Source organism: Phenylobacterium sp. FG114 (assembly GCF_057809855.1).
Map to the genome: position 1 here is coordinate 1 of NZ_JBMDKU010000003.1, position 22,293 is coordinate 22,293.

Here is a 22,293-nt window from a genome sequence, read left to right on the forward strand (position 1 = left end):
CGCCCCGCCGCCCGCCGCCGCGCCTGCGCCGCAACCCGCGCCTCCGCCGCCGATGCCGGCGCCGGCTCCCTATGTGCAGCAGTCGGTCGGCCCGCCCATCGATCCGGAGCAGGCCCACTGGCGCGCGCCCACGGTCGTGGTGGATTTCGGCGCGGGGGCGCCGGTCGCGGCCGACGCCACCATCCAGCTCGCCCAGGCGGCGCCGGGCGCCGTGCCGGCCGGCGCGACGCCGTCGAACGATGTCCGCCAGTCCGCCGACGAGCGCTTTGCCGCCGGCATCACGCGCGGCCTGGGCGACACCGCCCGCGCCACCCAGATGCGCGACCTGGGCCGCGTGATCCCGCAGGGCTCGGTCATCCCCGCCGTCCTGGAGACCGCGATCGATTCCGACCTCCCCGGGTCGGTCCGCGCCGTCGTGAGCCGCGACGTCCGCAGCTTCGACGGCAGCCGGGTGCTGGTGCCCCGTGGTTCGCGACTGGTCGGCCAGTACAAGAGCGCCGCCGCCGTCGGCCAGACGCGCGCCTTCGTGGTGTGGTCGCGGATCATCACGCCCACCGGGATCACGATCGACGTGGGCTCGCCCGCGACCGACCGCCTGGGCCGTGGTGGTCTGGACGGCGAGGTGGACACCCACTTCTTCCGCCGGTTCGGCTCCTCGATCCTGCTGTCGGTGGTGAGCGCGGGAGCCCAGGCGCTCGCCAACAGCGCCAACAGCGGAGACAACACGACGCTGGTGATCGGGTCGCCGACCCAGGCGAACAATGTGGCCTCCATCGCGCTGCAGAAGCAGATCGAGATGCCCGACACGATCCGGGTGGCGCAGGGCGCGCCGGTCCAGGTGTCGGTGGCCCGCGACCTCGACTTCTCCGGCGTGGTGCGATGAAGGAGAACGTCTACCTCTCGGCCTATCTGGCGCCGCTGGCGCCCTGGCTCTCGCGTCCCGACGTCACCGACGTCCTGATCAACCGGCCGGGCGAGGTGTGGATCGAGACGGCGGGCGGAGCCATGTGCCGCGAGCCGGCGGACCAGCTCAACGAGATGGCTCTCCAGCGCCTGGCCCGCCAGATCGCCGCCACGAGCCACCAGGGCGTCAACCGCGAGCAGCCGCTGCTCTCGGCCACCCTCCCCGATGGGGCGCGGGTTCAGGTGGTGGCGCCGCCCGCGACGCGCGCGGGGCTGGCCATGGCGGTGCGCAAGCACCTGATCTCGGACCTCAGCGTCACGGACATGGCGCGCGACGGCCTGTTCGACGCGGCGCACCGCAGCGACCCCGACGCGGGCCGCGAGGCCGACGCCGAGCTCGAGGCGATCCTGGACAGCGGCGACCTGGAGACCTTCCTCAAGACCGCCGTGCGCCGCCGCAAGACGATCGTGATCTCCGGCGGCACCGGCAGCGGCAAGACCACCCTGCTGAACGCCCTGGTCAAGGAGATCAACCGCGACGAACGGCTCGTGGTGATCGAGGACGCCCCGGAAGTGCGGCTGGATCACCCGAACAGCGTTGGCCTCGTCGCGGTGCGTGGCGAGCTGGGCGAGGCCAAGGTGGACGCCGACGCCCTGTTGGCTGCGTCCCTGCGCCTGCGGCCGGATCGGATACTGCTGGGCGAGCTTCGTGGCCGGGAGGCCTTCGCCTTCCTGCGGGCCGTGAACAGCGGCCACCCCGGATCCTTGACCACCATCCACGCCGACAGCCCCGCCGGCGCCCTGGACCAGATCGCCCTGCTGGCGCTGACGTCCGGCGTCGATCTCGGTTGGGAGAAGGTGCAGACCTACGTCAGCCGCGTCATCGACGTGGTGGTCCAGCTGGATCGCGTCAACGGCGTGCGCCGGGTGAGCGAGGTCTATTTCCGCGGGCGCAGCTAGGCCGCCCGGAACGTGGGGCCGCGGCCCCGGCCACGTCGATCAGACGAAGCCGAGGTTGCGCCTGTTGAACGTCCGCAGGCGCGGGAACACCGTATCCAGGTCGGAATCGCTGACGCCGAACCAGCGGCCCAGGGTGGCGCCGTATTGATCCACCGAAGTGGTCGGCACCAATGCGCCGCCAACCGCGTCCGGGTTGGAGAAGCCATTGATGTCGACGCCGAGCGTCGGATACTGGCCGTACATATCGCCGCCGCGAACCGCGCCGCCCATGACGAAATGGTGCCCGCCCCAGGCGTGATCAGACCCGTCGCTGTTCGTCGTGAAGCTGCGCGAGAAGTCCGAGGCCGTGAAGGTGGTGACCTGGCTGCGGCGATCGATGCCGCCGATGTTCGACATCACGCTGTCGAAATAGGCCATCGCGTGCGCCAGCTTCGACAGCAGCACCGGCTGGGTTTCGTTCTGCGCGCCGTGGGTGTCGAAGCCGCCGAGGCTGACCATGAACACCTGGCGACGCAGGCCCAGGCTCGAACTCGCGGCGATCATGCGCGCGACCGACTGCAATTGGGTCGCAAGCGGGTTGACCTCGCCACGCTGGGTGAACGGGTTGATGTACTCCGGCGCCGCCGGAACCCCCGCCGCGATCGGCTCTGCGAACGCACTATTGAGCGTCGTGGCGGCGGACATCGAACGGTTGATCATCGAGGCGTAGTCGGCCGCGAAGTTACTGGGAAGGCTGGTGTCGGTCACCAGGTCGCGCACGGCGCGCGGGGCGAGGCTGGCGCCGAACAGCGAGCCGCCCTGGGCGCCGCCGAACAGCACCGCTGGCTGCGCCTTCGGGCCCAGCTGATATTGCAGCACCGATTGTCCCGATAAAAATACGGCCTTGGAGGCCGTCGAGATGGCCGTGAACATGGTGTTCTGGCCGTTCATGCTCGCGAGCATATCGGCCATCCGGCCGCCCCACCCGACCTTGGCGCCTTCCTGCGCGTTCGCCTGCCACGTCGACTGCTGGTCGTTGTGGGAGAACAGGTTCGACGGGATCGTCGGAGCCTTCGCCAAGTACTGCGCCTTCGTGGTCGGCTGCAGCAGCGTTCCCACGTTCGCGACGATGGCGAGGCGGCCCTGGTCGAACAGGGTCTTCATCGGCCCAAGGTGAGGGTGCAAGGCAAAGGTGCGAGTATCGGCCTTGGTGCCGGCGGGGATCGGTTGCGCCGTGCGCGGCGTGATCGGCAGGACGCCGCCCCATGCTTCCGGCGTGCTGACGCCGGCGGTGCGCTTGGTGATGGGATCCACTTGCCCGGCGGGCGTGGCATCCGCGCCCGGAGGCAGGAGCGCGATCGGATCGTCGCCCGTCCCGCGCGCCGAGACGTAGCGACCCCAGGAATCGCTGTCGGTCGCAAGGACAGTGTTGTTGGAGTCGTTGCCGCCGTACAGGAAGACGCAGACCAGCGCCTTGTAGTCGGGGGCGCTCTGCGCCGCGGCCGAGCTCGCGGCCGCCAGCTGAAGGGCGAAGGGCGCGGCGGTCCCGAGAGCCGAGAAGGCCCCGCCCAGCTTCAGCAGGTGGCGTCTATCGACGGAACTGGTCATCGCTGAGCAATGTACTCCGGTGAAACCATGGCCATGTAGATCGCGAGCTTCACGCGGTTCAGCATGCCCTTACTGACGGTCGCGGGATCACCCGAGACGTTGATCGTTTCGATCGCATCGGACATTCGCCTACGGAGGCTGCTCGACATCCGGCCGTTCAGCAGTAGTAGATCCATGCGGTTCACCAGCGCGTTAATATCGTTCGCGATGGCGAGCTCCGTCGCATAGCTCGAGCGGACGTCCCGGAGAGGCTGGCCAGCCGGAGCCACGCCGATGCCGCCGTCGATGACGATCTGCATCGTATTCGCATAGGTCGCGACGGTGACCTCGTCGACGATCTGGAACTCGGGGGCCAGCAGGTTCTGACCGCCGATCCGGGAATTCGGCGGCGAGTATCCGGGCCGGAAGAAGTTGAACACGGACGGCGACGCCAGCGCCAGCTGGCCGATGCTGTTCAAGGTCGCGTTCGTGGCGGGGATCATCCAATCGCCGGTCTGGGACTCGGCGCCGAACGCCCTGGCCCAGTTGGCCAGCCGCACGACCGGCTCGCGCAGCTTGCCGTAGTTCACGTCGGCCAAATTCAGTTCCCGGGCTTCCGGATCGAGGAGGATCGCCTTGACGACCGCGCCGAGATTCCCGCGCACCCCACTGGCGTCGTTGAACACCGAAGCCACCCGGTCGACATAGGCCGCGCTGGGGTTGCTGGTCACCAGGCGCTGGATCAGCTGGCGCGAAATGAACGGGCCCACGTTCGGGTGATTGAATAGGGTGTCGAGCGCGATCTTCACATCCCCGGCCGGATCTGGCTTCTTGGACGCTGGGATCGTCACGCCCAGGAACGACTTGCTGCTGGTGGAGTGGAAGTCCGGATAGGCGATCATCGGCTTGGTGACATTGGCCGAAGCCGAGCTGCCGCCCCGGAAGGTGGAGTTGGTGGGCTTCTCGGAAAACCAGCTGTAGCCGGTGAAGACCTTGGCGAGCCCCTGCACGTCGTCGGTGCTGTAGGTCGGGATCGGACGCCCCGCGCCGTCGAGCTTGGGCGTCCCATCACGGTTGAGCTGCACCAGGCCGATCGACATCAGCTGCATGATCTCGCGGGCGTAGTTCTCGTCCGGATGCCGCCCCGTGGCGGGGTCTTCCTTCTGATTGGCGATCCACGTCAGGTAGACGCCCATCATCGGATGGAACGTCACGTCTTCGAGCAGATCCCGGAAGTTGCCGAAGGCGTTGGCGCCCAGCATGTCGAAATAGTTGGCCGCGCCCAGGACCTCGGTGGGGGAATCCACCAGCGAGATCACGAAAATCTCGGAAAGCGCGAGCTTGACCCTCTCCCGTAGCTGGTCGGGCGCGCTGATCGCGTGCTTCCAGTACGACCACGAGAAGTCGCTGATGTTCATCCGACCGTAGGGGTTCGCCGCACGCACCGTGATCAGCCGCTTCTCGAGATCGGCCTGGTGAGAGCCGGAAACGGGCATGGCGATCTGCTGGTCGATCCAGGCGGCGTAGCCGCTGGCGGACACGGCGGCGATGGACTCGTCCGTCGCGCCATAGGTGGCTTGCGTCAGGAAACGGGCCGCGTCGGGGGCCGACACCGGCCCACCGCCCAGGACCGTCGGCGCAGCTCCGGACAGCGTGCTCGCCCCGTACGCAGCAATAGCGATAGGGGCTACGGCGCCCACAATGGCCATATTTTTTTCCATCAGTTGGCCCCTAGTCCGTAGCCGAATTATGCATCAATTCACTTGGCCGACCAAGTACGCGACCAATGACTAAATTGGATAGGTCGAAACAAGTCGCGCGACATTCTGTCCCAAAACTAGGCTTAGCCATACTCAGGGAATAGATAGACTTTCGCGCGTTAACCTAACGTTTAATTAAAGCAACAATCTTACTATTCTGTGACCGAGATGGCCGCGCGGGCCGGCGTTTCGTTGCGAACGACTTCTAAACCTCGAAGACATATCTTTTAGACATGTCCGAACACAGGGGCGCCAACATCGAACGTCGCGCCGAGCCCCGGGTCGCCACCCAGGCGCCGGGCCGTATCATGCATGGCGACAAGCTCAGCCTCTGGGCTGACTGCGTCATCCGCGATCTCAGCGCCAGTGGCGCGAAGATCGAACTCTCGCACCTTTACAAGCTGCCGCCGCGCTTCGTCCTGCTGCATTTCAGCGAGGCCGTAGCCTACGAAGTGGTGCTGAAGTGGCGGCGCGGCGACCTGGCCGGCATGGCGTTCGAGCACCGCCATCAGCTCGAGACGACCGCCGATGCGCGGCTTGCGCCCGCGCGGGACGCGTGGCTCGCCCTGCAGACAGGCTTTTCTCGCGGCCGCTGACGCGCGGCGCGGACTACGCCTTGGTCGCGGCGGTCGCCGGCGGGCTGATGTCCCGGATGAGTTGGGCTCGATCGGTGCCGATCAACACCTTGCGCATGTCGGGCCGGATCGCCGTGATCATCTGCACCACGAACCCCTCGATGAGCGTCCAGTCCTGCTCAGGCTCCTCGCCGGGGACCGAGAACCGCGAGAGCAGGCCATCGGGAATGATGCCCTGCATGGCGATCTCGAGCCTGGCCTTGCGCTGCTCGCTGCCGTCGCGCGGGATCATTTCGCCCATGCGAGACCAGTAGATGATGCTCTCGGCCCGCCCCTCGGCGGATGCCGCCAGGCGGCGCGCGGGCACCACGGCGGTCTTGCCGATCGCGAGATCCACCGGCTCGTTGCGCGTCAGGTTATAGCCGAACGCGGGGTAGCAGACCTCGGGCCGATGGAGTTGCAGCTCGTCGCTCTGCCGGCCGCCATAAGCGAAGAGGGCCATGACCTGCGCATCCCCGGCGGCGTTCACGTACCGTCGCGTGACGAGCTCGTTGTAGAGCTTGGCCGAGAGCGTGCCCTCCCCGTTCACGGCGTAGGGATCGCCCACCTCCTCCGAGGTCCAGCCGTCGAAGGTGGCCGGGATGACGTCGGCGAGCTTGCCGTTCTTCAGCAGCGGCGCTTCGTGGCGCGGCTTCAGCACAGCGGCGGCTCCGGCGGCCGCCACGCAGGCGCCGCCGATCAGCAGGTCGCGACGGTCGATCATGCGCTTTTGCCCTTCCAGCTCGCGGGCAGGATTTTCCAGAGGAACTGATCGAGCATGAACACCAGCAACAGGTCGATGGCGAAGAGGAAGATGCCCGACACCTCGTGCAGGAAGCCTTGGGCCACCTCGTCGCCGAAGAAATAGGTCAGAAGGATCAGCGTCATGATCCGCACGATGTTGCCCAAAACGGCGATCGGGATCGACGCCATGACCAGGAGCGCCGCGTAGCGCAGGTGCGATCCTCGCAGGAGGTAGATGTAGAGCAGGCTGACCGCCACAAGGCCGACCATGGAATTCATGCCCGAGCAGGCGTCCTCAACCAGCAGCCGATAGCCCGCGACGTAGATCGTGACCCCTTCGCGGGCGACCGGCACGCCGGCGCTGGAGAGAATGCTCATCGAGGCCCAGGACACGAACTGCTTCAGCGGCGCAGTCAGTTGGTCCATCACCCAGCCGGGGGGCGGCACCAGGAAGGCGAGGTACGCCACCGGAAACCACAGATGCACGAGCGCGCGCAGGCCGATGCGCGAGTACAGCATCGACACGGCCGCGCCATAGAGACCCGCGACCTCGAGACTGATGAAATCGAAGGCCCGACCGAAGACGTAAATCGCGAGCGAGGCGACGAGGACCACCAGGGTCAGCGCCACCGAGCCGCGCCGCATCAGATCCTTGGCGCCCGTCAGCTCCTGAAACAGCAGCCAGCCGCCAACCGCCAGCACGATCGGACCGTGGGCACCCGCCTCGGTGTTCCACACCTGCTGCCCCAGCGACACGATGGTCGGCACGGCGAGAATCGCCAGCGCGATCCAAAGCAGAAGGTCGGAGGTGGGTATCGGGAACTTGCCAGCTCGAAGGCCCGGACTCGTGGCCTCAGCCATGGTCGATCATCCCCTGGTCACGGGTCCTGGCTCCACCATACAGGGGAGAGCGCATACGCTCAGACGGAAGCATTCTGGATCCCGAACTCTAAACCTGCGATCAAGGCTAGGACCAACCTGTTGACGAAATACGACAACAATCCGTTGCGGTCGTAGCCCGGTATCGAGCCTGACCAAGACCCAGCACATTCCCACACGGTCCCGACGAACGCCAGCGCCCCCTTCCGCGAATTCCGGCCGCGTGGCGAAACAGACGCGTAACGATTTCCAATTTAGATCGCGCACTTGTATAATTCACACTCTGCGCTCGTGGCGTGGGGAGAGCGCGGATGAACGCTGCACGAGAAAACCTGTTGGTCCTGGGGCTGCTGGTGGCGTTCGCCACCGCAGGCGCCGTTGTGGTGGGCGCGCTGTCCAGCGAGACACTTCGGCAGCAAGGGCTTCGGCGGCTCATGAAGCGGTGGCTGGGACGCTGATCCCACCAGGCGGAAGCGCCGACCATCGCGCGCAGGTCCAATCGCTACGACGTGAAAACACACAAGAGGGCTGTGTCTTGGGGCGTTGCTTTGTGGGCTTCTTCGGCCTGAACCGGTCCCTTCGGTGGACCGCCCCGAGCGTTCGCCGGAACATTCTGGAACCGCTGCGCGCGAACGGCTTCGATCCGGTGCTGGCCGCCCACTTCAACCAGCCCGCCGTCATCAATCATCCCAGCAGCAACGAGCAGCGCGTCCGGATCCGCCGGGATCTGAAGATGAGCCTTCCGTTCGAGCTGCAGTGGATCGAGCCGCAGCGCGACGCGAACATCGCGGAACTCACCGAGGCGGTGCTGGCCGTTCCCTTCCGGGACTACGACGATCCCACGGGCGGGACGCGTCGAAACATCCTGTACCAACTCCATAGCCTGCGGCGGCTGCGGGGGATGCTCGGCCTGCTGGAACCCGCCGGCTTCGACGTCTTCCTGATGCTGCGCCCCGACATCGAATACATCGACCCTCTGGACGTCGAGGGTGTGAAGGCGGTGGCCAATGGCGAAGCCGACGTCGTCAGCCCGTCCTGGCACCAGTGGGGCGGGATGAACGATCGCTTCGCGTTCTGCAATCTGAAGGCCGCCGAGGCGTTCATGGGACGCTGGAACCACGTAGCGGAGCATTGCCGTACGCACGGCTACATTCACCCCGAGACGCTGCTGTCCGAGGCCATGCAAGCCGCAGGCGTCCGCGTCCGCATGACCGACCAGAGGGCCCTCAGGGTCCGCGCAACCGGCGAGACCTTCGCCGAGGGCTTCCAGCTCAGCAAGGTCACGCGGGCCGCACATCGCGCCCGCCCGCTCCTGAAGGCGCTGGGCGCGGCCTGATCAGGTCGTCGCGCTGGCCTTCTTGAAGCGCGTGGTCACGAAGCTCTCCAGCAGGCGATACGAGCGCGTGATGCTCTCGCGGGTGCGTGGGAAGGCGAAGCTGAACCCGAGCGCGATCCCATAGGCCAGCACGAGCGAGAGCCCGACGAGGACAGCGGGCTGGATCTCGGCGACCCGGCGAAGGCCCAGCAGGACGCCGATGCCGACACAGGCCCAGACCACGTGAGGCAGCAGGACCGACAGGACGTCCTTCAGGGTCACGGGGCCCTTGCGGGTGACGTACCAGTGGACGATCGGGGCCTTCACGAATTCCACCAGCGAATAGGCGATCGCGACCCCGACGGCCCCGTAAGGCAGGCTGAACCAGAACGTCAGGGCGCACGTCACGCCGGTGAAGACGCCCCACAAGGCGAACTCCCGCGTCCGCGCCTGGGTGATGAACAGCCAGCCGGTGGGATTGCTGGAACACTGGACGACGGCGATCAGCCCAAGGGCGAGGAAGATCGGCACCACCCCGGCCCAGCGTTCGCCCATCAGCCACGGGATGACGATGTCGGCCGTCGCGACCAGGGCGATCACCCCGGGAGCCGTGATCAGGATCACATTGTAGAAGACGTCGATGTAGACCCGCCGGTACGCCGCAGGGTCCGCCACGAGCCGCGAGAGGGTCGGGACCATGATCCGCGACAGAGGGTTCGTGACCTGCTGCAGCGGAAACAACAGCAGTTTGTAGGCCCGGTCGTAGAGACCGAGTTCGGCCGGCCCCCACCGCCAGCCGATCAGGACGTTGTCCAGGTTACGCGAGAAGAAGTTGGCCAGGTTGAAACCGGTGATCCCGCCGCCGAAGCCGAGCATCGCGCGCAGGTCAGGATCGCGCGTCGGCAGGGATGGCCGCCAGCCTGTGACGATCCAGAGGGCCGTCGACATGAAGGCTGCGCCCACGAGCGGCCCGATCACGAGCGCCCAATACCCCGCCCCAGCGATGGCGGCGATCGACGAGGCGGCGAGCGTCAGGACGGCGTTGCCGGTGTCCAGCATGGCCATCACGCCGAAGCTCATACGGCGGTTCAGCAGCGCGCCGTGCTGGGCGGCGGCGCTCGACATGAGCAGCGTCAGCCCGAGGGCCGCCGTGATCTGGCCCACCCGGGCGTCATGATAGAAGTGGTTCACCAGCGGCTGGGCCGCGACCAGCAGGGCGACGATGCCGATGCCCACGGCGACGTTGACCCAGAACAGGCTGGACGAATTGCGCTGGCTCAGCCTTTCCCGCTGCAGCGTGGCCTGCACGAGCCCCAGGTCCGCGAACATGGTCGCGAAGGTGAGGATCGGCGCGGCCATCGCGATGAGGCCGAAATCGCCGGGCGACAGCAGCCGCGACATGACGATGACGGCAGCGAACTGCACCACCATCTTCACGATCTGGGCGGCCCAGATGTAGGCCGTTCCGGTGACAAAGCGGTGCCCCCGGCTGCCGGTCGGTGGATCGAAATCGATCAATCGGTCCACGGCGCGGCTTTGCGGAGACTCCGTCACAGAAGAACCTCAAACTGCCCAAATAGGGTCGGCCGATGTGGACGCACCCACCCCGAAGCGCATGGGGCTTAAACCATTCTCTCGGACCGGAGGAGCCAGTTGCTCCCAAAGCAGTCAATTTAGGCTTACCGTTGGGTTCCGACGGTCCGCGTCGATGACGGCGGACGTGAGCCGTCCCCATCCGCCCCACGCGTCGCACTGGGAAGCGGCCGCTCGCGGCCTACAGGTGTTCCCGCCGCCAACCTTGACTCGACCGACCACCCACGTTTCGGTTCGTCGATCTGCCGTGGAGCGAATAGGTGTCGCACTCGGTACGTGATTTGATCCGGACTTGGGCAAGGCGCTCCAGAGGTCTGGAGATCCTGAAGATTCCTAACCTCGGGACCTTCCTCGATCACCGCCGGTGCGACCTCGTCATCGATGTCGGCGCCAACGTGGGGCAGTTCGGCGAGGGCCTTCGGAAGCTGGATTACCGCGGGCGCATCCTGTCCTTCGAACCGGTCGAGGACTGCTTCCGCCACCTCTCCGTCCGCGCCGCCCGCGACGGGGCCTGGGACGTGCGCAACGTCGCCCTGGGCGCGCATCCGCACCAGACGGAGATCAACGTCTCGAGCCAACCGGTATTCAGTTCTATCCGCGAGCTGTCTGCGGTCGGAACCCAGTTCGGCGAGGCGGCGCAGGTGGTGCGCAAGCAGGTGATCCAGGTGTCGACGCTGGATATCGAAATCAAGGACGTCGCCACCGAACGGCCGTTCCTCAAGATCGACACGCAAGGCTTCGAGAAGGAGGTTCTTCGCGGCGCAGAGGAGACCTTGAAGAAGTGCGTCGGGGTGCAGCTCGAACTGCCCGTGGACAATCTCTACGTCGACGTCTGGTCCTTCTCGGAATCCATCTGCTTCATGGAGAAGCTGGGCTTCACGCCGGCGCAGATGTTGCCCGTCGGCCAGCGCTGGGCGCTGAAGGACCCGGTTTCGGCCGTGGAGTTCGACTGCGTGTTCCGGCGCATCGAGTAGGCCAGCGGCCGCCTCGGAAGTCCCAAGGCGCCGACGATGCGGGCGGTAGTCTGGCTTTCTAAGCCCTAGTAGCCGTTCAGCACGGTGCCGATCACCGTCGCGGATTCCTTGATGAGTTCATCCGCCAGGGTGTGCACGTCCGACACGAGCGTCTTGTCCTTCCGCGCCACGACGAGGCTGAAGCCCACGACGGTGCTGATGCGGCGGCTATCCGCAGACCCGTTGGCCGGCGGGGTGTCGACGATGGTCATCGCGTAGTCGCGCAGACAGCTGTTGATCACATCGGGGAACCGGTCCGACGCGAGATACTCCTGCGCCAGGTCATCCGCCCCGCCGGCCGGCAGGATGTCCAGATCGGGCATCACCTGCTGGAGGCTGAAGTCGGCGGCGTCCGCGTCCGGGCTCGAGAGACAGGCGCGCAATCCGCCCCCCGCCTCGAACCCGGGAAAGTACGACATCACCGTCGGCTCGCGCAGGTCGGCCTCCACGAGCAGGGTCTTGACCCCGATCTGGGCCAGCGCGACCGCCAGGTTCACGGCGATGAAGGTGGCGCCGACTTCCGGGGTCGGACCACACACCGCCAGGGCGCGCCTCCCCTTCTGGACGTGCTGCGACTGAATGCGGGTGCGCAGCGCCCGGATCGCCTCCGCGGCCGCCCCCTTGGGGTCGCTGACCATGACGATCGGCGTCGGCCGTTCCATCAGGGACGGGCCCGGCGCCTGGGGCGCCGGTTGCTTCTTGGTCGCCACTCGCGCCACCTACGCCATCGCGCCTACGGCGGGCCGCTGCCGGCGCGACCTGCCAAAACCGAGCCGGCGCCTGGGCGTCGCCGAGTTCACCACCGCGAGGCAGTGCAGGTTGTCGTCGCCGGAGAGGTCTTCGACACCGCGCACGCGGCGGTTCAGAAGTTCCACCAGGATCGCCAGGACCAGGCCCATCGCGATCCCCAGGCCCGCCGAACCGATGAAGATCAGGCGCTTGTTGGGGAATGCGGGCTCCGACGGCGTCACGACCACGCCGATCGACGTCATGCCGGCGTCGGCGACGCCCGCCTCGAGCGTGAGCTCCGCCGCGCGCTCGGCGGTCTTCTTGTACTGCTCGCGGCGGAGATCCACCTCGGACTGCAGCTGGCGCAGGTGCTCGATCTTGTCGCGCTGGCCGATAACGCGCGCCTTTTGTTCCTGAAGCGCCTTCGACACCGCAGCGAGAGCCGCCGTGTTGCTCGGGCCGGCGCGTGCCGCCGCCTGTTCCTGGGCGACCACGTTGGCGACCAGGGCGCGCTGGGCGCGCATCTGCTTCATCTGCGGGTGGTTCGGACCGAGCTTGTCGGCGTTCTGCGCGATGGCGGCGTCGATCTGGGCCAATTGCAGGCTCGACGTGGAGGACATGGCAAGCGGCGCGCTCATGGCCGCGGCCGGCGCGGCGGCCGCCTGGCCGACCAGCGCCGCGAGACGCGCGCTATCCACGTCCTGCTGGCTGCCGGCCTGATCGCCCTGCATCACGATCCCGTTGTCGCGCTCGTACTTGGCCTTCGCGAGCTGGGCCTGCTCGGCCAGATTGCGCGCCACGTCGGCTTGTTGCGAATACCACTGGGCGTTCTTCGCGGCGTCCTGCCGGCGGGAGGCCAGGCTGTTGTCGACGAACGACCGTCGCAGGGTCTCGGCGGCAACGCGCGCTTCCTCGGGGTTGTTCGAGGAGAACGAGATCTCGAAGATCGTGCCCGAGACCAGCTTGGCGTTGGTGCGGTCGGCCACCTGCTGGCTCAACCAGCGCCGGAAGTCGCGGGTGTCGGTGGCCGGGCGGCTTTGATACTCGGCGATCTTCCGCGGGTCGGAGAGCCACCCGAGCTCATCGACCACCGGCCCGGTGACCCGGTAGTCCTTGAGCAGCTCGCGCTGGGTGTCGATGTAGGCCCCGAGGTTCCTCAGATTCCTGTCGTCGCCCGTCACCACGTCCGGCTTGAGGATGTTGAGCATGACCCGGGAGGTCGCCTCGTAGCGCGGCGCGACCACGAGGGTGACCGCGAAGCCGCCCAGGAACGTGAAGATCGCGCAGGCGAGCGTCACGACCCGGCGGGCCCAAAGAATTCTGAGGAACTGGATGATGCTCATGGGATGCTCCGGCCGCGCCTAGAAGAGGCGCTCGCCGATGGTGATGATGTCGCCCGGCTGAACGAGGTCGTCGAGTTTGACCTTCTTGAGCTTCTCGCCTTTGCGCACGACCTTCAGCTTCTTCTCGCTGCCATTTTCGCCGACGCCGCCACCCTTGGCGATGGCCATTCGGAACGTGAGGCCAGAGGTGACCGGGAACGAACCAGGCGTGTTCACCTGGCCGGAAATGTAGAACACCTCATTCTCGATCGAAGGAATGAAGATCTTGTCTCCGCTGGCGACCACCGGATCCTGATCGGCGCCGCCCGATGCGAGGCCGGTGATCGGCAGGCGCAGCGACTCGCCGCCCGCGGCGCGCGTCAGCAGCACATAGTCGGCGCCGTTCGCAGAGCGCCCGCCCACCTTCGCCAGGACTTCGGACAGGCGATAGTTGCGATCCAGCGGCATCAGGCCGGGGCTGCCGACCGCGCCAAGCACGGTCACATAACGGCTCGCGACCCCGACCACGTCGGCGCGCACGACCGGGTCGGCGAAGAAGCCGCCCTTGATGAGGGCCTGGCGCACATCTTCGGCGAATTCGAGCACGGTGCGTCCCTCGGCTTTGATCTTGCCCACGTAGGGCAGCAGGATCATGCCGTCGGTGTTGACCCGAGCCCGCGAACCGAAGTCGCCGCGGCCGACGAGGCCGATGTCGACCACGTCGCCCGCGCCCAGGATGTAGGAGATATCGACCGGCGCCCCGCCCGGCGCGACGTTCGCGGGCGCCGACTCGGTAGGCTGCTGGGCGAGCGCGCTGCCGCCGACAGCAGCTGCCAGCATGGCTGCGAGCGCAACATCAAGCAGTTTTCGCATTTCATCCATCCTGACGTCAGAAGCGGTTCGATATACTTACGGAAGCGCGCGTGGAGTGCGTGTCGAACAGGTCCAGATCTGCGTCGCGCTCGGTATAGCCACCATCGACCCCGATCGTGATATTGCGACCTATCCTGTAGGAAAAGCCGCCGCCGGCCGTGAAGACCTTGTCCTCAGCCACCTGCAAGAGATTGGTCTGGCTGCCGCGGAAATCGTTGCGCGCCGCGCTCACGGAGGCCCGCGCGCTGAGGCGCGACGAGAGGCGGTACGATCCGGAGAGGTCCACCCGTTCGGTGAACTGGGAACTGGCGAACAGCGTGGCCGACGCCTGGTATCCGCGGAAATAGTTGAGGACGAGCCCGGTGCGCGATGAGAGGCGATAGTTGAGCGCGGCGCTCGCCGTCCAGCCTTCGCTGTCCCCGCCGGCGATGTCGGAGTCCAGCGTCGTATAGGAAACCGAGGCCGTCCCGTTCAGCCGGGAGCCGATGCGGCGCATGTAGCTGAGGCCGCCGCCCGTCTGCCGGAAGTTCCGAGCCACGGCCGGCGTCCCCAGGAGGCTGCTGTCGTCGTACGAACTGGTGGAGTAGGTGGCGAAGACGCTGATCGTGCCGAGTGTCTGGTTCGCGTAGCCGACCGACCCCGTGACGCCTTCGGTCCGGGAGTCGACGTACCCGGCCGAGTTCGCGTTGTTGTTCGTCTTGGTGATCTGGCCCGAAACCGTGCCGACGATGTTGCCAAAGCCACACATGCCTTGCAGCGAGGCGGTCTTCGTTTCCGCGACGTTCTTGGTCACGGCCACCACCGTCAGTTCGTCGGGCTGCGATTGCCGGCGCGAATAGCCGCCGGAGCCCGTGACAGCGCAGGCGGTGAACCTGCGGGTCGCCCCCGCCTGGATGGCGATGTTCTCGCCGTCGAGGCGCTTGTTCTTTTCATGCCGGTTCAGGTCGGCGGTGGCGGTCAGGAACAGGGTCTGGCGGCTGGAGGGCCGTTGCACCGCCATCGAGATGCCGGTCGTGTAGATCACATCCTCGGGCTGCAGCCCGCGAAGGTTCGCCAGCGTGTCGTCGCCGCCCGAGACGTTGCTTTCGTACGAGACGCGCCCGCGCACATCGAGGCTGAAGCGATCACCACCGGCGACCGGCGCGCCGCCGGCCCCCGCCGCCTGTGCGTGAGCGGCGCCCGCGCAGAGCGTGACGCCGCCGATGACCAGGAGACTGACCGGCCGACAAGCTTTAGTCATCGTTCAGGCAATCCTGTTCAGCCCCGCCGGCGCCCAGGCTTCGGAGCGCGCCGAGCCTGGGATCAAATCGCCGATTTGCACGCATCATGACCCGCAACAAGGGCGAATCTTAGCCTGGAGTCGCCGCGGCAGGCGCCGGAGCCGCCTTGGCGGGCGGCGCCGCCTTGCTGGCCGGAGCAGCGCCCTTCGCCGGCGGCTTCGGCGGCTCGTAGCCCTTGTTATATTGGACGTCCTTCCGCCCCGCGGCGACGACCGAACCGAACCGACGGCTGACCGCCTCGCGCACCCGCGTGGCGCGCAGGTAGTCGGTGGCGTGCTTGACGGCGATGCTGTTCTCAACCGGCGCCGTCTTGATCTCGCGAATGCGGCCCGCGAGAACCGCGTTGCCCTGAGGCACCACGAACACCTCGTTCGGCGGCATCTTCATCAGCTGATCGACGAAACGCGGATCGACGGTCAGCGCATCGATCTGTCCGGCGTCACGGCTGAACGGAATGTTCCGCTGGGTCAGCAGGGCGGCGACCTCCTCAAGCGTGTTCAGAGGCCGCAGAGCCTCCACGAGGCTGGGGTCGCGAGGCGTCGGGAAGCGCAGGCCGTCGATGCCGATCACCTTGCGCGCGGAATAGAGGTCCGGGTGCTCGCCGATGAACTTCTGCACCTCGTCGGCGCTGGGCGGCGGCACCGCCTTGACCAGATTTTCCTGCCAGCTGCGAACCAGCAGCACCTCGTTCATCCGCTCCTTCTGGCGGGCGAATTCAGGCGACTTGTCGATCTTTTCCTTCTTCGCCGCCTCGGCGAGGATCTTGCGCTGTATGATGTTGTTCAGCGCCTGTTGCTCGGCCGCCTTGCGCGCCTGAGCGTTCGGCGCCTGGAACCCGGCCATCTCGGACTGCAGGTCGAGGACGGTCACCTCGTCCTTGCCGACCTTCGCCACGACCTGGCCCTTGGGCGCTCCTTTGTCACCGCAGGATGCGAGCGCGAGGCAGGCCACCGACGCAAGGATCCAGCTAAGCCGCGAATTCATCCAACCCCTCCCGATTCACCGACCCCAGGCGGCCCCACGGGCGCCCACGAAGTCCTGAATATTCAGCACAGTTCTCGGCGACCATTTTGTCCAGATTCAGAGTGAAGGCCGCCGAAAATTTGACAAGCCGAAGGTCGCCCCTTTTTGGACGGCAAACACCCCGACACGCCTGCATATACTACGGTTTATTGCTAACTCCTTGCGTCCATTTGCCCTGTCGCTGAAGGCGCGGCGCAGGGAAACGGTTTCGCAACGAAGAGCAGAGAATGCAGAATGCGAACGCGGCCGTCCCGTCGAGTCGCACCCCGGTCGAGAGGCGCTAGATTGTCCGTACCGCCGCGCGTCAGCGTGATTGTGCCCCATTACCGCGATCTTCGCGGGCTTGATGCGTGCCTCACCGACCTCCTGGCCCAGAGCGTGCGGCCGTTCGAGATCGTCGTGGCCGACAACAATTCGCCCGAAGGTGAAGCCGCACTCCAAGCTGTCGTCCGCGACCGCGCAAAGCTGGTCATCGTCAAGGAGAAGGGCGCCGGACCGGCGCGCAACGGCGGGGTGGCCGTCGCCACGGGCGACATCCTGGCTTTCACCGATTCCGATTGCCGTCCCGCACGCGACTGGCTCGAGCAAGGCCTGGCGGCCCTCGAGCGTGACGACCTGGTCGGCGGCCGGGTGGATGTCTTCCCGGCTGACGCCCACCGCATCACGCCGGCCGAGGGGTTCGACATCGTCTTCGGTTTCGACAACCGGTCTTACGTCCTCGACAAGAAGTTCACCGTCACCGCCAACCTGTTCTGCCGGCGCGCGGTGTTCGACGCGGTCGGCGGGTTCCTCTCCACCGTCTCGGAAGACGTCGAGTGGTCGCACAGGGCCCAGGGCAAGGGGTACACGCTGGGCTACGCCGACGCCGCGATCGTCAACCATCCCGCCCGACAGACCTGGGACGACCTCGTCACGAAGTGGCGGCGGGTGAACGCCGAGACCTACAAGCTGCACGTCATGTATCGTCGCGGCGCCGCGCGGTGGCTCGCTCGGTGCGCGGCGCTCCCGCTTTCGGCGCTCGTGCATGCGCCGAAGATTCTGCTGGCCCCGCAGTTGCCGCCGGCGGCGCGCGGTCCGGCCGTGCTGATGCTGTTCCGGCTACGCTTCTGGCGCAGCCTGGACTGCCTGCGCCTGATGTCCGCGCGTGCCTAAGCAGCGCTTCGCCTTGAAGCCGTCACGGCGACCGGAGCATGGGAGGGCCGGATGACTATGCTTCGGCCCCGCCTTCCGCCCCCCAGGGACATCGCCGATGGCGCGAAGGACCTGGCTCAGCTGGTCCTCGCCAACCTGCGCTGGTCGCGGATCCGCAACTTCCTGCCGTGGGTCAACGAGCGGGCTGTCCACCGACGCCGCGCGATCGTGCTGGCGCCCTATCGCAGGGTGCACAGCCTGGGTCGCGAGCTGTTCCCGATCGTCGCGATCCCCCTGCTGAGCTTCTTCTGCCTGATCTACGGATTCTTCTTCGGCCTCACCGCGCCGTACCTGCTGATGCAGTTCATCGCGCCGGTGGCGCTCCTGGCCCTGCTGGTGATCTGGGCGCTGCCGAACCAGAAGCATGCCCCCACCTATGGGGTGGAGTTCTTCTTCGCCGCCTACTTCATCTCGCTGATCCTGTGGCCAGACTACCTGGCGCTCTATTTCCCGGGCATGCCCTGGATCACGTCGCTGCGCCTGACCGCCTTTCCCATGGTCGGACTGTTCCTCGTCTGCCTTTCGGTTTCCCGCGACTTCCGGGTCGCGGTTTCCAAGAGCGTCACGGCGATCAAGCCGCTCTGGTACTTCATACTCGGCGTGTTGTTCCTCGAGTTCGCCACGCTGGTGTTCTCGCCGACGCCGGTCTCTTCGCTACAGATCGCGATCCTGTTCGTGGTGCTCAACTTCAGCATCTTCGTGGTCAGCGCCACGATCTTCCGCCGCATCGATTTCATCGAGCGCTACTGGGCCCTGCTCTGCCTACTGGCGATCCCCATCTCCCTGGTGGTGATCCTCGAGGCGCGAGAGCAGCACCTGTTGTGGATGACCGAGATCCCGCGCTTCCTGCGCGTCCCGGACGAGACCGTCACCAAGATCCTCGAGCCGGAGTTCCGGCCCGGCATCAATCTCTATCGGGCCAAAGCCACCTTCCGAACGTCGCTGGTGCTGGCGGAATATCTCTCGCTCCTCACGCCGTTCCTGCTGCACTTCGCCTTCACGCCCCGGCCGATGTTCATCCGGGTGGGATCGCTGCTCATGATCCCACTGCTGTTCTACGCCATCCGCCTCACGGACTCGCGGCTGGGCCTGGTGGGGATGCTCATTTCGGTCCTGATGTTCGGCTGCTTCTGGAGCTTCATCCGCTGGCGGCGCGAGCCGCGCAACCTGCTGTCCGCGGCCATCCTCTTCGCCTATCCGGCCACCTTCTGCCTGGCGGTCGCGGCGGTGTTCTCGAGCACCCGCCTCAGCATGATGGTGTTTGGCGGGGGAGCCCAGGCCGGCAGTTCGGCGGCGCGCGCCACCCAGCTGGAGATGGCCATCCGTTCGGCGGCCAAGGCCCCCTGGGGTCACGGGGCGGGACAGTCGGGCGAGGCCCTAGGCTTCGCCGAGGGCCAGTTCAAGACCGTCGACAACTTCTTCATCGCGATGCTGATGGACATCGGCGTGGTGGGCCTCATCCTGTGGGCGGGGACCTTCGTCATCGCGATCCTGGCGGCCGTGCGCTACTGCCTGTCACGCGAGCTCGGAACCCGCCGCGAAGCGGCCTTGCTGGGTCCCCTGGCCATCGCGCTGTCCGCGTTCCTCGTCGTGAAGTGGGTGCACGGCCAGAGCGACCTCCACTCGATCCAGTACATGGAGGTCGGCATGGTCTCCGCGCTGGTCTATCGACTGCGCAAGCAGGAGCGCGAAGAGCGCCGGCAGCAGGCAGCCCGGATGGAACCGCCAAGGCGTTGGTGAGCCCCGCGTTCGCCCGCCGCCGGGACTGCAACCTGTTTGCCACACCCACGCGGCGACGGAATCGTAAGCTTTGTGTAGCCACAATTTTCGTGTGCTAAGGAGCGCTCTGCGCCAGCTGCGAGGTTTTGACATTGTCTTCCCGGTTCAAGTGGCCCTGGAAGCGATCCAAGCAGGATCGCAATAGGGAACCGGTTTCCGGTCCGCAGGCGGCTCTCTCCGCGCAACCGACGCTGGCGAACATCGCGGAGCGTCGCGCGGCGCAGCCTGAGCGCCGCACGGCGGCTCTGCCGCGGTTCCACACGACGGCGGCCGACCATCTGGGGCAGGACCAGCGCGATTCGTTCTCGCGCCAGCGGCTGCGTGTCCGCAACGCGTTCACCCCGGCCCAGCCCGTCGTGGATCCGCGGATGTTCGCGGGCCGCACGGCCCAGCTCGAGTCCATCATCCGACTGGTCGAGGACCAGAGGCTGCACGTCGTCATCTTCGGCGAACGGGGCGTCGGCAAGACCTCGCTGCTCCACATGATGACCATGGCCGCCCGCGAGGCGCGCTACATCGTGGTCTACGTTTCCTGCGGCGCGACCTCCGAGTTCGGCGAGACGTTCCGCACCGTCGCCGCCGAGGTGCCGCTGCTTTTCCACAGCGGCGTCTCGCCGGTCAGTTCGCTGTCCGAAGCGGGCAGCTCGCTCGCCGATCTGCTTCCCGACGGCAAGCTCTCGCCGCGCCAGTTCGGCGATGCAGCGGCCAAGCTCGTGGGCACCCGCGTGCTCATCGTGCTCGACGAGTTCGACCGGGCGGAATCGCCCGAGTTCCGGCGCGATATCGCCGAGCTGGTCAAGATCCTGTCCGACCTGTCGGCGCGCGTGCAGCTGGTCATCGCCGGCGTGGCCGGAGACCTCGCCGACCTGATCGGTTTCATCCCCTCCATCCGCCGAAGCCTGTCGGCGCTTCGCATCTCAGCCATGAGCGACGACGAGGTGCAGCAGCTCATCGCCAACGGCGAGCGGGCCAGCGGACTGACGTACGAGCGAGAAGCCGCGGCAATGGTGATTTCCGCCGTGCACGGCTCCCCATACCTCTCGGCCCTGATCTGCCACCTGGCGAGCATGCGGGCCGTCGAGGGCCGCCGCACGCATGTCACGGCCGTCGACGTTTCGGAGGCGCTCAACCAGGCGGTGGAAGATCTTCGCGGACGCCTGCCGTCGGATCTGCTGCCCCATCTCGACAAGTTCATCGCGTCGGGTGGCGCCGAGGGCGCTCCGGTGGCATCCGGTCGCGGCCAAAAGAACGCGGCCGCTGCTCCCAGTCGCGGCGCCTGGGCGCTGGAACAACTCCACAAGAACGGGCTGCTCGAGGCGACGGACCCGCGGTACGCGCTGATCGCCGACACCCTGACGCCCTACATCCAGCTGATGGAAGCGCTGCGCTACAAGGCGCCGGTCAAGCCCGAGCCCGTCCGGGCGGTCGAATAGGCGGCGTCGCGCCCCGGGCCTGGGTCTAGCGCGTGTTGGGGTCGTCCTCTTCCTCGAGGGCCGCGGTGCTCAGCGCCCGCCCGCCGCGCTTCCCGAGCCAATTGCGCGCCACGTAGATGATGGCGACGGCGATCAATAGGGCCAGCACAGGAAGTGCGAGAGCGTTCATGGCGTTCATGGGGGGAATCTAGGATGGGCGCGAACCTTGGTCAAAGCCGGGCGCGGACGGGGTTCGCAGGCCGCTCGCCGGACATCCTCGGAGCCTCGCGCGATGTCTGAAGCCGTCCCCTCGCGCCGCCTCAAGATCTGCCTGGCCGGTTCGGGCGGCGGCCACATTCGCCAGCTGCTGGACCTGGAGCCGGTCTGGTCCAAGCACGACTATTTCTTCGTCACTGAAGACCTGGCGCTCGGCCACACGGTGAGCGACCAGCACCGCAGCTATTTCCTCCCTCACTTCGCCTTCGGCCAACTGAAGCTGGGTGGGCCGTTGCGCCCGCTGTGGAACGCGGCTGTCAGCTTCTTGAAGTCCGCGGGCATCATCCTGAAGGAGCGTCCGCAGGTTCTGATCAGCGAGGGCGCCGGCGCGATGTACTTCACGGTGCTGTGGGCGCGGCTGCTCGGCGCGCGCATCATCATCCTGGAGTCGTTCGCCCGCTTCGAGGCGCCTTCGCTGTTCGGTCGGCTGGCGGCCCCGCTGGCGCACCACATCATCGCCTACGCCGAGCCTCTCCGGGCCTTCTATCCCAAGGCGAAGATCTTCGAACCGATGCGGGTCCTGGACGAGCGTCCGAAGCCGAAGCAGGACCTCGTGTTCGCGACGGTCGGGGCCACCCTGCCCTTCGATCGCCTCGTGAAGATGGTGGCGCAGGCCAAGAAGGACGGCGCCATGCCCGAGCGGCTGCTTATCCAGTGCGGCGTGGGCGGTGTGGCGCCGGAGGGGCTGGACGTCGTCGAGACGCTGCCGTTCGACGAGGTGCAGCGCGTGCTCGACGACGCGTCGATCGTCATCTGCCACGGCGGGACCGGATCTCTGGTCACCGCGCTCAGCAAGGGTTGCCATGTGATCGCGACGCCGCGGCTCGCGGCGCTCGGCGAGCACTACGACGACCACCAGGCCGAGATCACCGAGGCCTTCGAACGGCGCGGCTTCATCCAGGTGGCCAACGACGCCGACGAACTCCGCGCCGCGCTGGAAGCGGCGCGTACGCGGCCGCGGGTGGTCGCCACCAGCGACCCCAGCGAAATGATCCAGTTCATCGACGACTTGCTGGCGCAGATCCCCTCGCGGCGCAGGCCAGCGGCCTGACGCCCGCGGC

The 22,293-nt window shown here is 66.9% G+C and carries 21 protein-coding genes; 10 read left to right on the forward strand and 11 right to left on the reverse strand.

Translation table 11 applies throughout. From position 1 onward, the window contains the following. Window positions 1–883, forward strand: an 883-nt coding sequence (virB10, locus tag ACODSY_RS05375; protein WP_488950633.1) for a type IV secretion system protein VirB10, incomplete at its 5' end; no start/stop codon positions are given. After that, window positions 880–1,863: a P-type DNA transfer ATPase VirB11 gene (virB11, locus tag ACODSY_RS05380; protein ID WP_488950634.1), complete on the forward strand. Its 984-nt coding sequence runs from the start codon at window positions 880–882 to the stop codon at window positions 1,861–1,863. The genes virB10 and virB11, both read left to right, overlap by 4 nt. A 39-nt stretch (window positions 1,864–1,902) precedes the next feature. Here virB11 and ACODSY_RS05385 read toward each other — a convergent pair whose 3' ends face one another. Beyond that, window positions 1,903–3,450 (reverse strand): DUF1501 domain-containing protein, encoded by a 1,548-nt coding sequence (locus tag ACODSY_RS05385; RefSeq protein ID WP_488950635.1) that lies wholly within the window; start codon window positions 3,448–3,450, stop codon window positions 1,903–1,905. Further along, complete coding sequence (locus ACODSY_RS05390) at window positions 3,447–5,150, reverse strand: DUF1800 domain-containing protein (protein ID WP_488950636.1); 1,704 nt, start codon at window positions 5,148–5,150, stop codon at window positions 3,447–3,449. The genes ACODSY_RS05385 and ACODSY_RS05390 overlap by 4 nt, the downstream gene beginning before the upstream one ends. 272 nt (window positions 5,151–5,422) lie before the next feature. Here ACODSY_RS05390 and ACODSY_RS05395 point away from each other — a divergent pair, with 272 nt between their 5' ends. Continuing rightward, window positions 5,423–5,785 (forward strand): PilZ domain-containing protein, encoded by a 363-nt coding sequence (locus ACODSY_RS05395; protein ID WP_488950637.1) that lies wholly within the window; start codon window positions 5,423–5,425, stop codon window positions 5,783–5,785. Window positions 5,786–5,798: 13 nt separating this feature from the next. Here ACODSY_RS05395 and epsI read toward each other — a convergent pair whose 3' ends face one another. Beyond that, window positions 5,799–6,527 carry an exosortase-associated protein EpsI, V-type gene (gene epsI / locus ACODSY_RS05400; RefSeq protein WP_488950638.1) on the reverse strand — a complete coding sequence of 243 codons (729 nt, stop codon included), beginning with the start codon at window positions 6,525–6,527 and terminating at the stop codon, window positions 5,799–5,801. Beyond that, window positions 6,524–7,408: an exosortase V gene (xrtV, locus tag ACODSY_RS05405; protein WP_488950639.1), complete on the reverse strand. Its 885-nt coding sequence runs from the start codon at window positions 7,406–7,408 to the stop codon at window positions 6,524–6,526. The genes epsI and xrtV overlap by 4 nt, the downstream gene beginning before the upstream one ends. A gap of 329 nt (window positions 7,409–7,737) precedes the next feature. Between xrtV and ACODSY_RS05410 the strand changes: the two genes are divergently transcribed. Both ACODSY_RS05410 and ACODSY_RS05415 read left to right on the forward strand, forming a co-directional pair. Beyond that, entirely contained in the window at window positions 7,738–7,884 is a 147-nt protein-coding gene (locus ACODSY_RS05410; protein WP_488950640.1) for a hypothetical protein, read from the forward strand. 77 nt (window positions 7,885–7,961) lie between these two features. Then, window positions 7,962–8,762: a hypothetical protein gene (locus tag ACODSY_RS05415; protein WP_488950641.1), complete on the forward strand. Its 801-nt coding sequence runs from the start codon at window positions 7,962–7,964 to the stop codon at window positions 8,760–8,762. Here the strand turns inward: ACODSY_RS05415 and ACODSY_RS05420 are convergent, their stop codons facing one another. Then, window positions 8,763–10,268, reverse strand: a complete 1,506-nt coding sequence (locus ACODSY_RS05420; RefSeq protein ID WP_488950642.1) for a lipopolysaccharide biosynthesis protein — start codon at window positions 10,266–10,268, stop codon at window positions 8,763–8,765. A 347-nt stretch (window positions 10,269–10,615) separates the two neighbouring features. Between ACODSY_RS05420 and ACODSY_RS05425 the strand changes: the two genes are divergently transcribed. Next, window positions 10,616–11,308, forward strand: coding sequence for an FkbM family methyltransferase (locus ACODSY_RS05425; protein ID WP_488950643.1), 693 nt, complete (start codon window positions 10,616–10,618; stop codon window positions 11,306–11,308). Window positions 11,309–11,373: 65 nt separating this feature from the next. On the opposite strand, the gene ACODSY_RS05430 is transcribed toward ACODSY_RS05425, so the two are convergent. The 5 genes from ACODSY_RS05430 to ACODSY_RS05450 all read right to left on the reverse strand — a co-directional run bounded on the left by ACODSY_RS05430 (window position 11,374) and on the right by ACODSY_RS05450 (window position 16,535). Next, window positions 11,374–12,057 carry a CpsD/CapB family tyrosine-protein kinase gene (locus ACODSY_RS05430; protein WP_488950644.1) on the reverse strand — a complete coding sequence of 228 codons (684 nt, stop codon included), beginning with the start codon at window positions 12,055–12,057 and terminating at the stop codon, window positions 11,374–11,376. Between the two features lie 9 nt (window positions 12,058–12,066). Then, window positions 12,067–13,419, reverse strand: coding sequence for a GumC family protein (locus ACODSY_RS05435; RefSeq protein ID WP_488950645.1), 1,353 nt, complete (start codon window positions 13,417–13,419; stop codon window positions 12,067–12,069). A gap of 18 nt (window positions 13,420–13,437) precedes the next feature. Next, window positions 13,438–14,271, reverse strand: a complete 834-nt coding sequence (locus ACODSY_RS05440; protein ID WP_488950646.1) for an SLBB domain-containing protein — start codon at window positions 14,269–14,271, stop codon at window positions 13,438–13,440. Window positions 14,272–14,287: 16 nt separating this feature from the next. Continuing rightward, entirely contained in the window at window positions 14,288–15,511 is a 1,224-nt protein-coding gene (locus ACODSY_RS05445; protein ID WP_488950647.1) for an outer membrane beta-barrel protein, read from the reverse strand. A gap of 109 nt (window positions 15,512–15,620) precedes the next feature. Beyond that, on the reverse strand, window positions 15,621–16,535 hold the full coding sequence (locus ACODSY_RS05450; RefSeq protein WP_488950648.1) for a SurA N-terminal domain-containing protein: 915 nt from the start codon (window positions 16,533–16,535) through the stop codon (window positions 15,621–15,623). A gap of 348 nt (window positions 16,536–16,883) precedes the next feature. Here ACODSY_RS05450 and ACODSY_RS05455 point away from each other — a divergent pair, with 348 nt between their 5' ends. From ACODSY_RS05455 to ACODSY_RS05465, 3 genes are all read left to right on the forward strand, one after another. Beyond that, window positions 16,884–17,726: a glycosyltransferase family 2 protein gene (locus ACODSY_RS05455; protein ID WP_488950649.1), complete on the forward strand. Its 843-nt coding sequence runs from the start codon at window positions 16,884–16,886 to the stop codon at window positions 17,724–17,726. A 51-nt stretch (window positions 17,727–17,777) separates the two neighbouring features. Beyond that, on the forward strand, window positions 17,778–19,505 hold the full coding sequence (locus tag ACODSY_RS05460) for an O-antigen ligase family protein (protein WP_488950650.1): 1,728 nt from the start codon (window positions 17,778–17,780) through the stop codon (window positions 19,503–19,505). 131 nt (window positions 19,506–19,636) lie between these two features. Further along, window positions 19,637–20,977 (forward strand): ATP-binding protein, encoded by a 1,341-nt coding sequence (locus ACODSY_RS05465; RefSeq protein WP_488950651.1) that lies wholly within the window; start codon window positions 19,637–19,639, stop codon window positions 20,975–20,977. 25 nt (window positions 20,978–21,002) lie between these two features. On the opposite strand, the gene ACODSY_RS05470 is transcribed toward ACODSY_RS05465, so the two are convergent. Continuing rightward, window positions 21,003–21,155 (reverse strand): hypothetical protein, encoded by a 153-nt coding sequence (locus ACODSY_RS05470; RefSeq protein ID WP_488950652.1) that lies wholly within the window; start codon window positions 21,153–21,155, stop codon window positions 21,003–21,005. A gap of 93 nt (window positions 21,156–21,248) precedes the next feature. On the opposite strand from ACODSY_RS05470, the gene welK reads away from it, so the two are divergent. Beyond that, window positions 21,249–22,283, forward strand: coding sequence for a beta-1,4-glucuronosyltransferase WelK (welK, locus tag ACODSY_RS05475; RefSeq protein ID WP_488950653.1), 1,035 nt, complete (start codon window positions 21,249–21,251; stop codon window positions 22,281–22,283). The last annotated feature ends 10 nt before the right edge of the window (window positions 22,284–22,293 follow it).

Bases quoted from the DNA above. Each gene is read 5' to 3' on its own strand.
- virB11 (WP_488950634.1), top strand. From the start codon at position 880: ATGAAGGAGAACGTCTACCTCTCGGCCTATCTGGCGCCGCTGGCGCCC.
- ACODSY_RS05385 (WP_488950635.1), bottom strand. From the start codon at position 3,450: ATGACCAGTTCCGTCGATAGACGCCACCTGCTGAAGCTGGGCGGGGCC.
- ACODSY_RS05390 (WP_488950636.1), bottom strand. From the start codon at position 5,150: ATGGAAAAAAATATGGCCATTGTGGGCGCCGTAGCCCCTATCGCTATT.
- ACODSY_RS05395 (WP_488950637.1), top strand. From the start codon at position 5,423: ATGTCCGAACACAGGGGCGCCAACATCGAACGTCGCGCCGAGCCCCGG.
- epsI (WP_488950638.1), bottom strand. From the start codon at position 6,527: ATGATCGACCGTCGCGACCTGCTGATCGGCGGCGCCTGCGTGGCGGCC.
- xrtV (WP_488950639.1), bottom strand. From the start codon at position 7,408: ATGGCTGAGGCCACGAGTCCGGGCCTTCGAGCTGGCAAGTTCCCGATA.
- ACODSY_RS05410 (WP_488950640.1), top strand. From the start codon at position 7,738: ATGAACGCTGCACGAGAAAACCTGTTGGTCCTGGGGCTGCTGGTGGCG.
- ACODSY_RS05435 (WP_488950645.1), bottom strand. From the start codon at position 13,419: ATGAGCATCATCCAGTTCCTCAGAATTCTTTGGGCCCGCCGGGTCGTG.
- ACODSY_RS05440 (WP_488950646.1), bottom strand. From the start codon at position 14,271: ATGCGAAAACTGCTTGATGTTGCGCTCGCAGCCATGCTGGCAGCTGCT.
- ACODSY_RS05445 (WP_488950647.1), bottom strand. From the start codon at position 15,511: ATGACTAAAGCTTGTCGGCCGGTCAGTCTCCTGGTCATCGGCGGCGTC.
- ACODSY_RS05450 (WP_488950648.1), bottom strand. From the start codon at position 16,535: ATGAATTCGCGGCTTAGCTGGATCCTTGCGTCGGTGGCCTGCCTCGCG.
- ACODSY_RS05460 (WP_488950650.1), top strand. From the start codon at position 17,778: ATGACTATGCTTCGGCCCCGCCTTCCGCCCCCCAGGGACATCGCCGAT.
- ACODSY_RS05470 (WP_488950652.1), bottom strand. From the start codon at position 21,155: ATGAACGCCATGAACGCTCTCGCACTTCCTGTGCTGGCCCTATTGATC.
- welK (WP_488950653.1), top strand. From the start codon at position 21,249: ATGTCTGAAGCCGTCCCCTCGCGCCGCCTCAAGATCTGCCTGGCCGGT.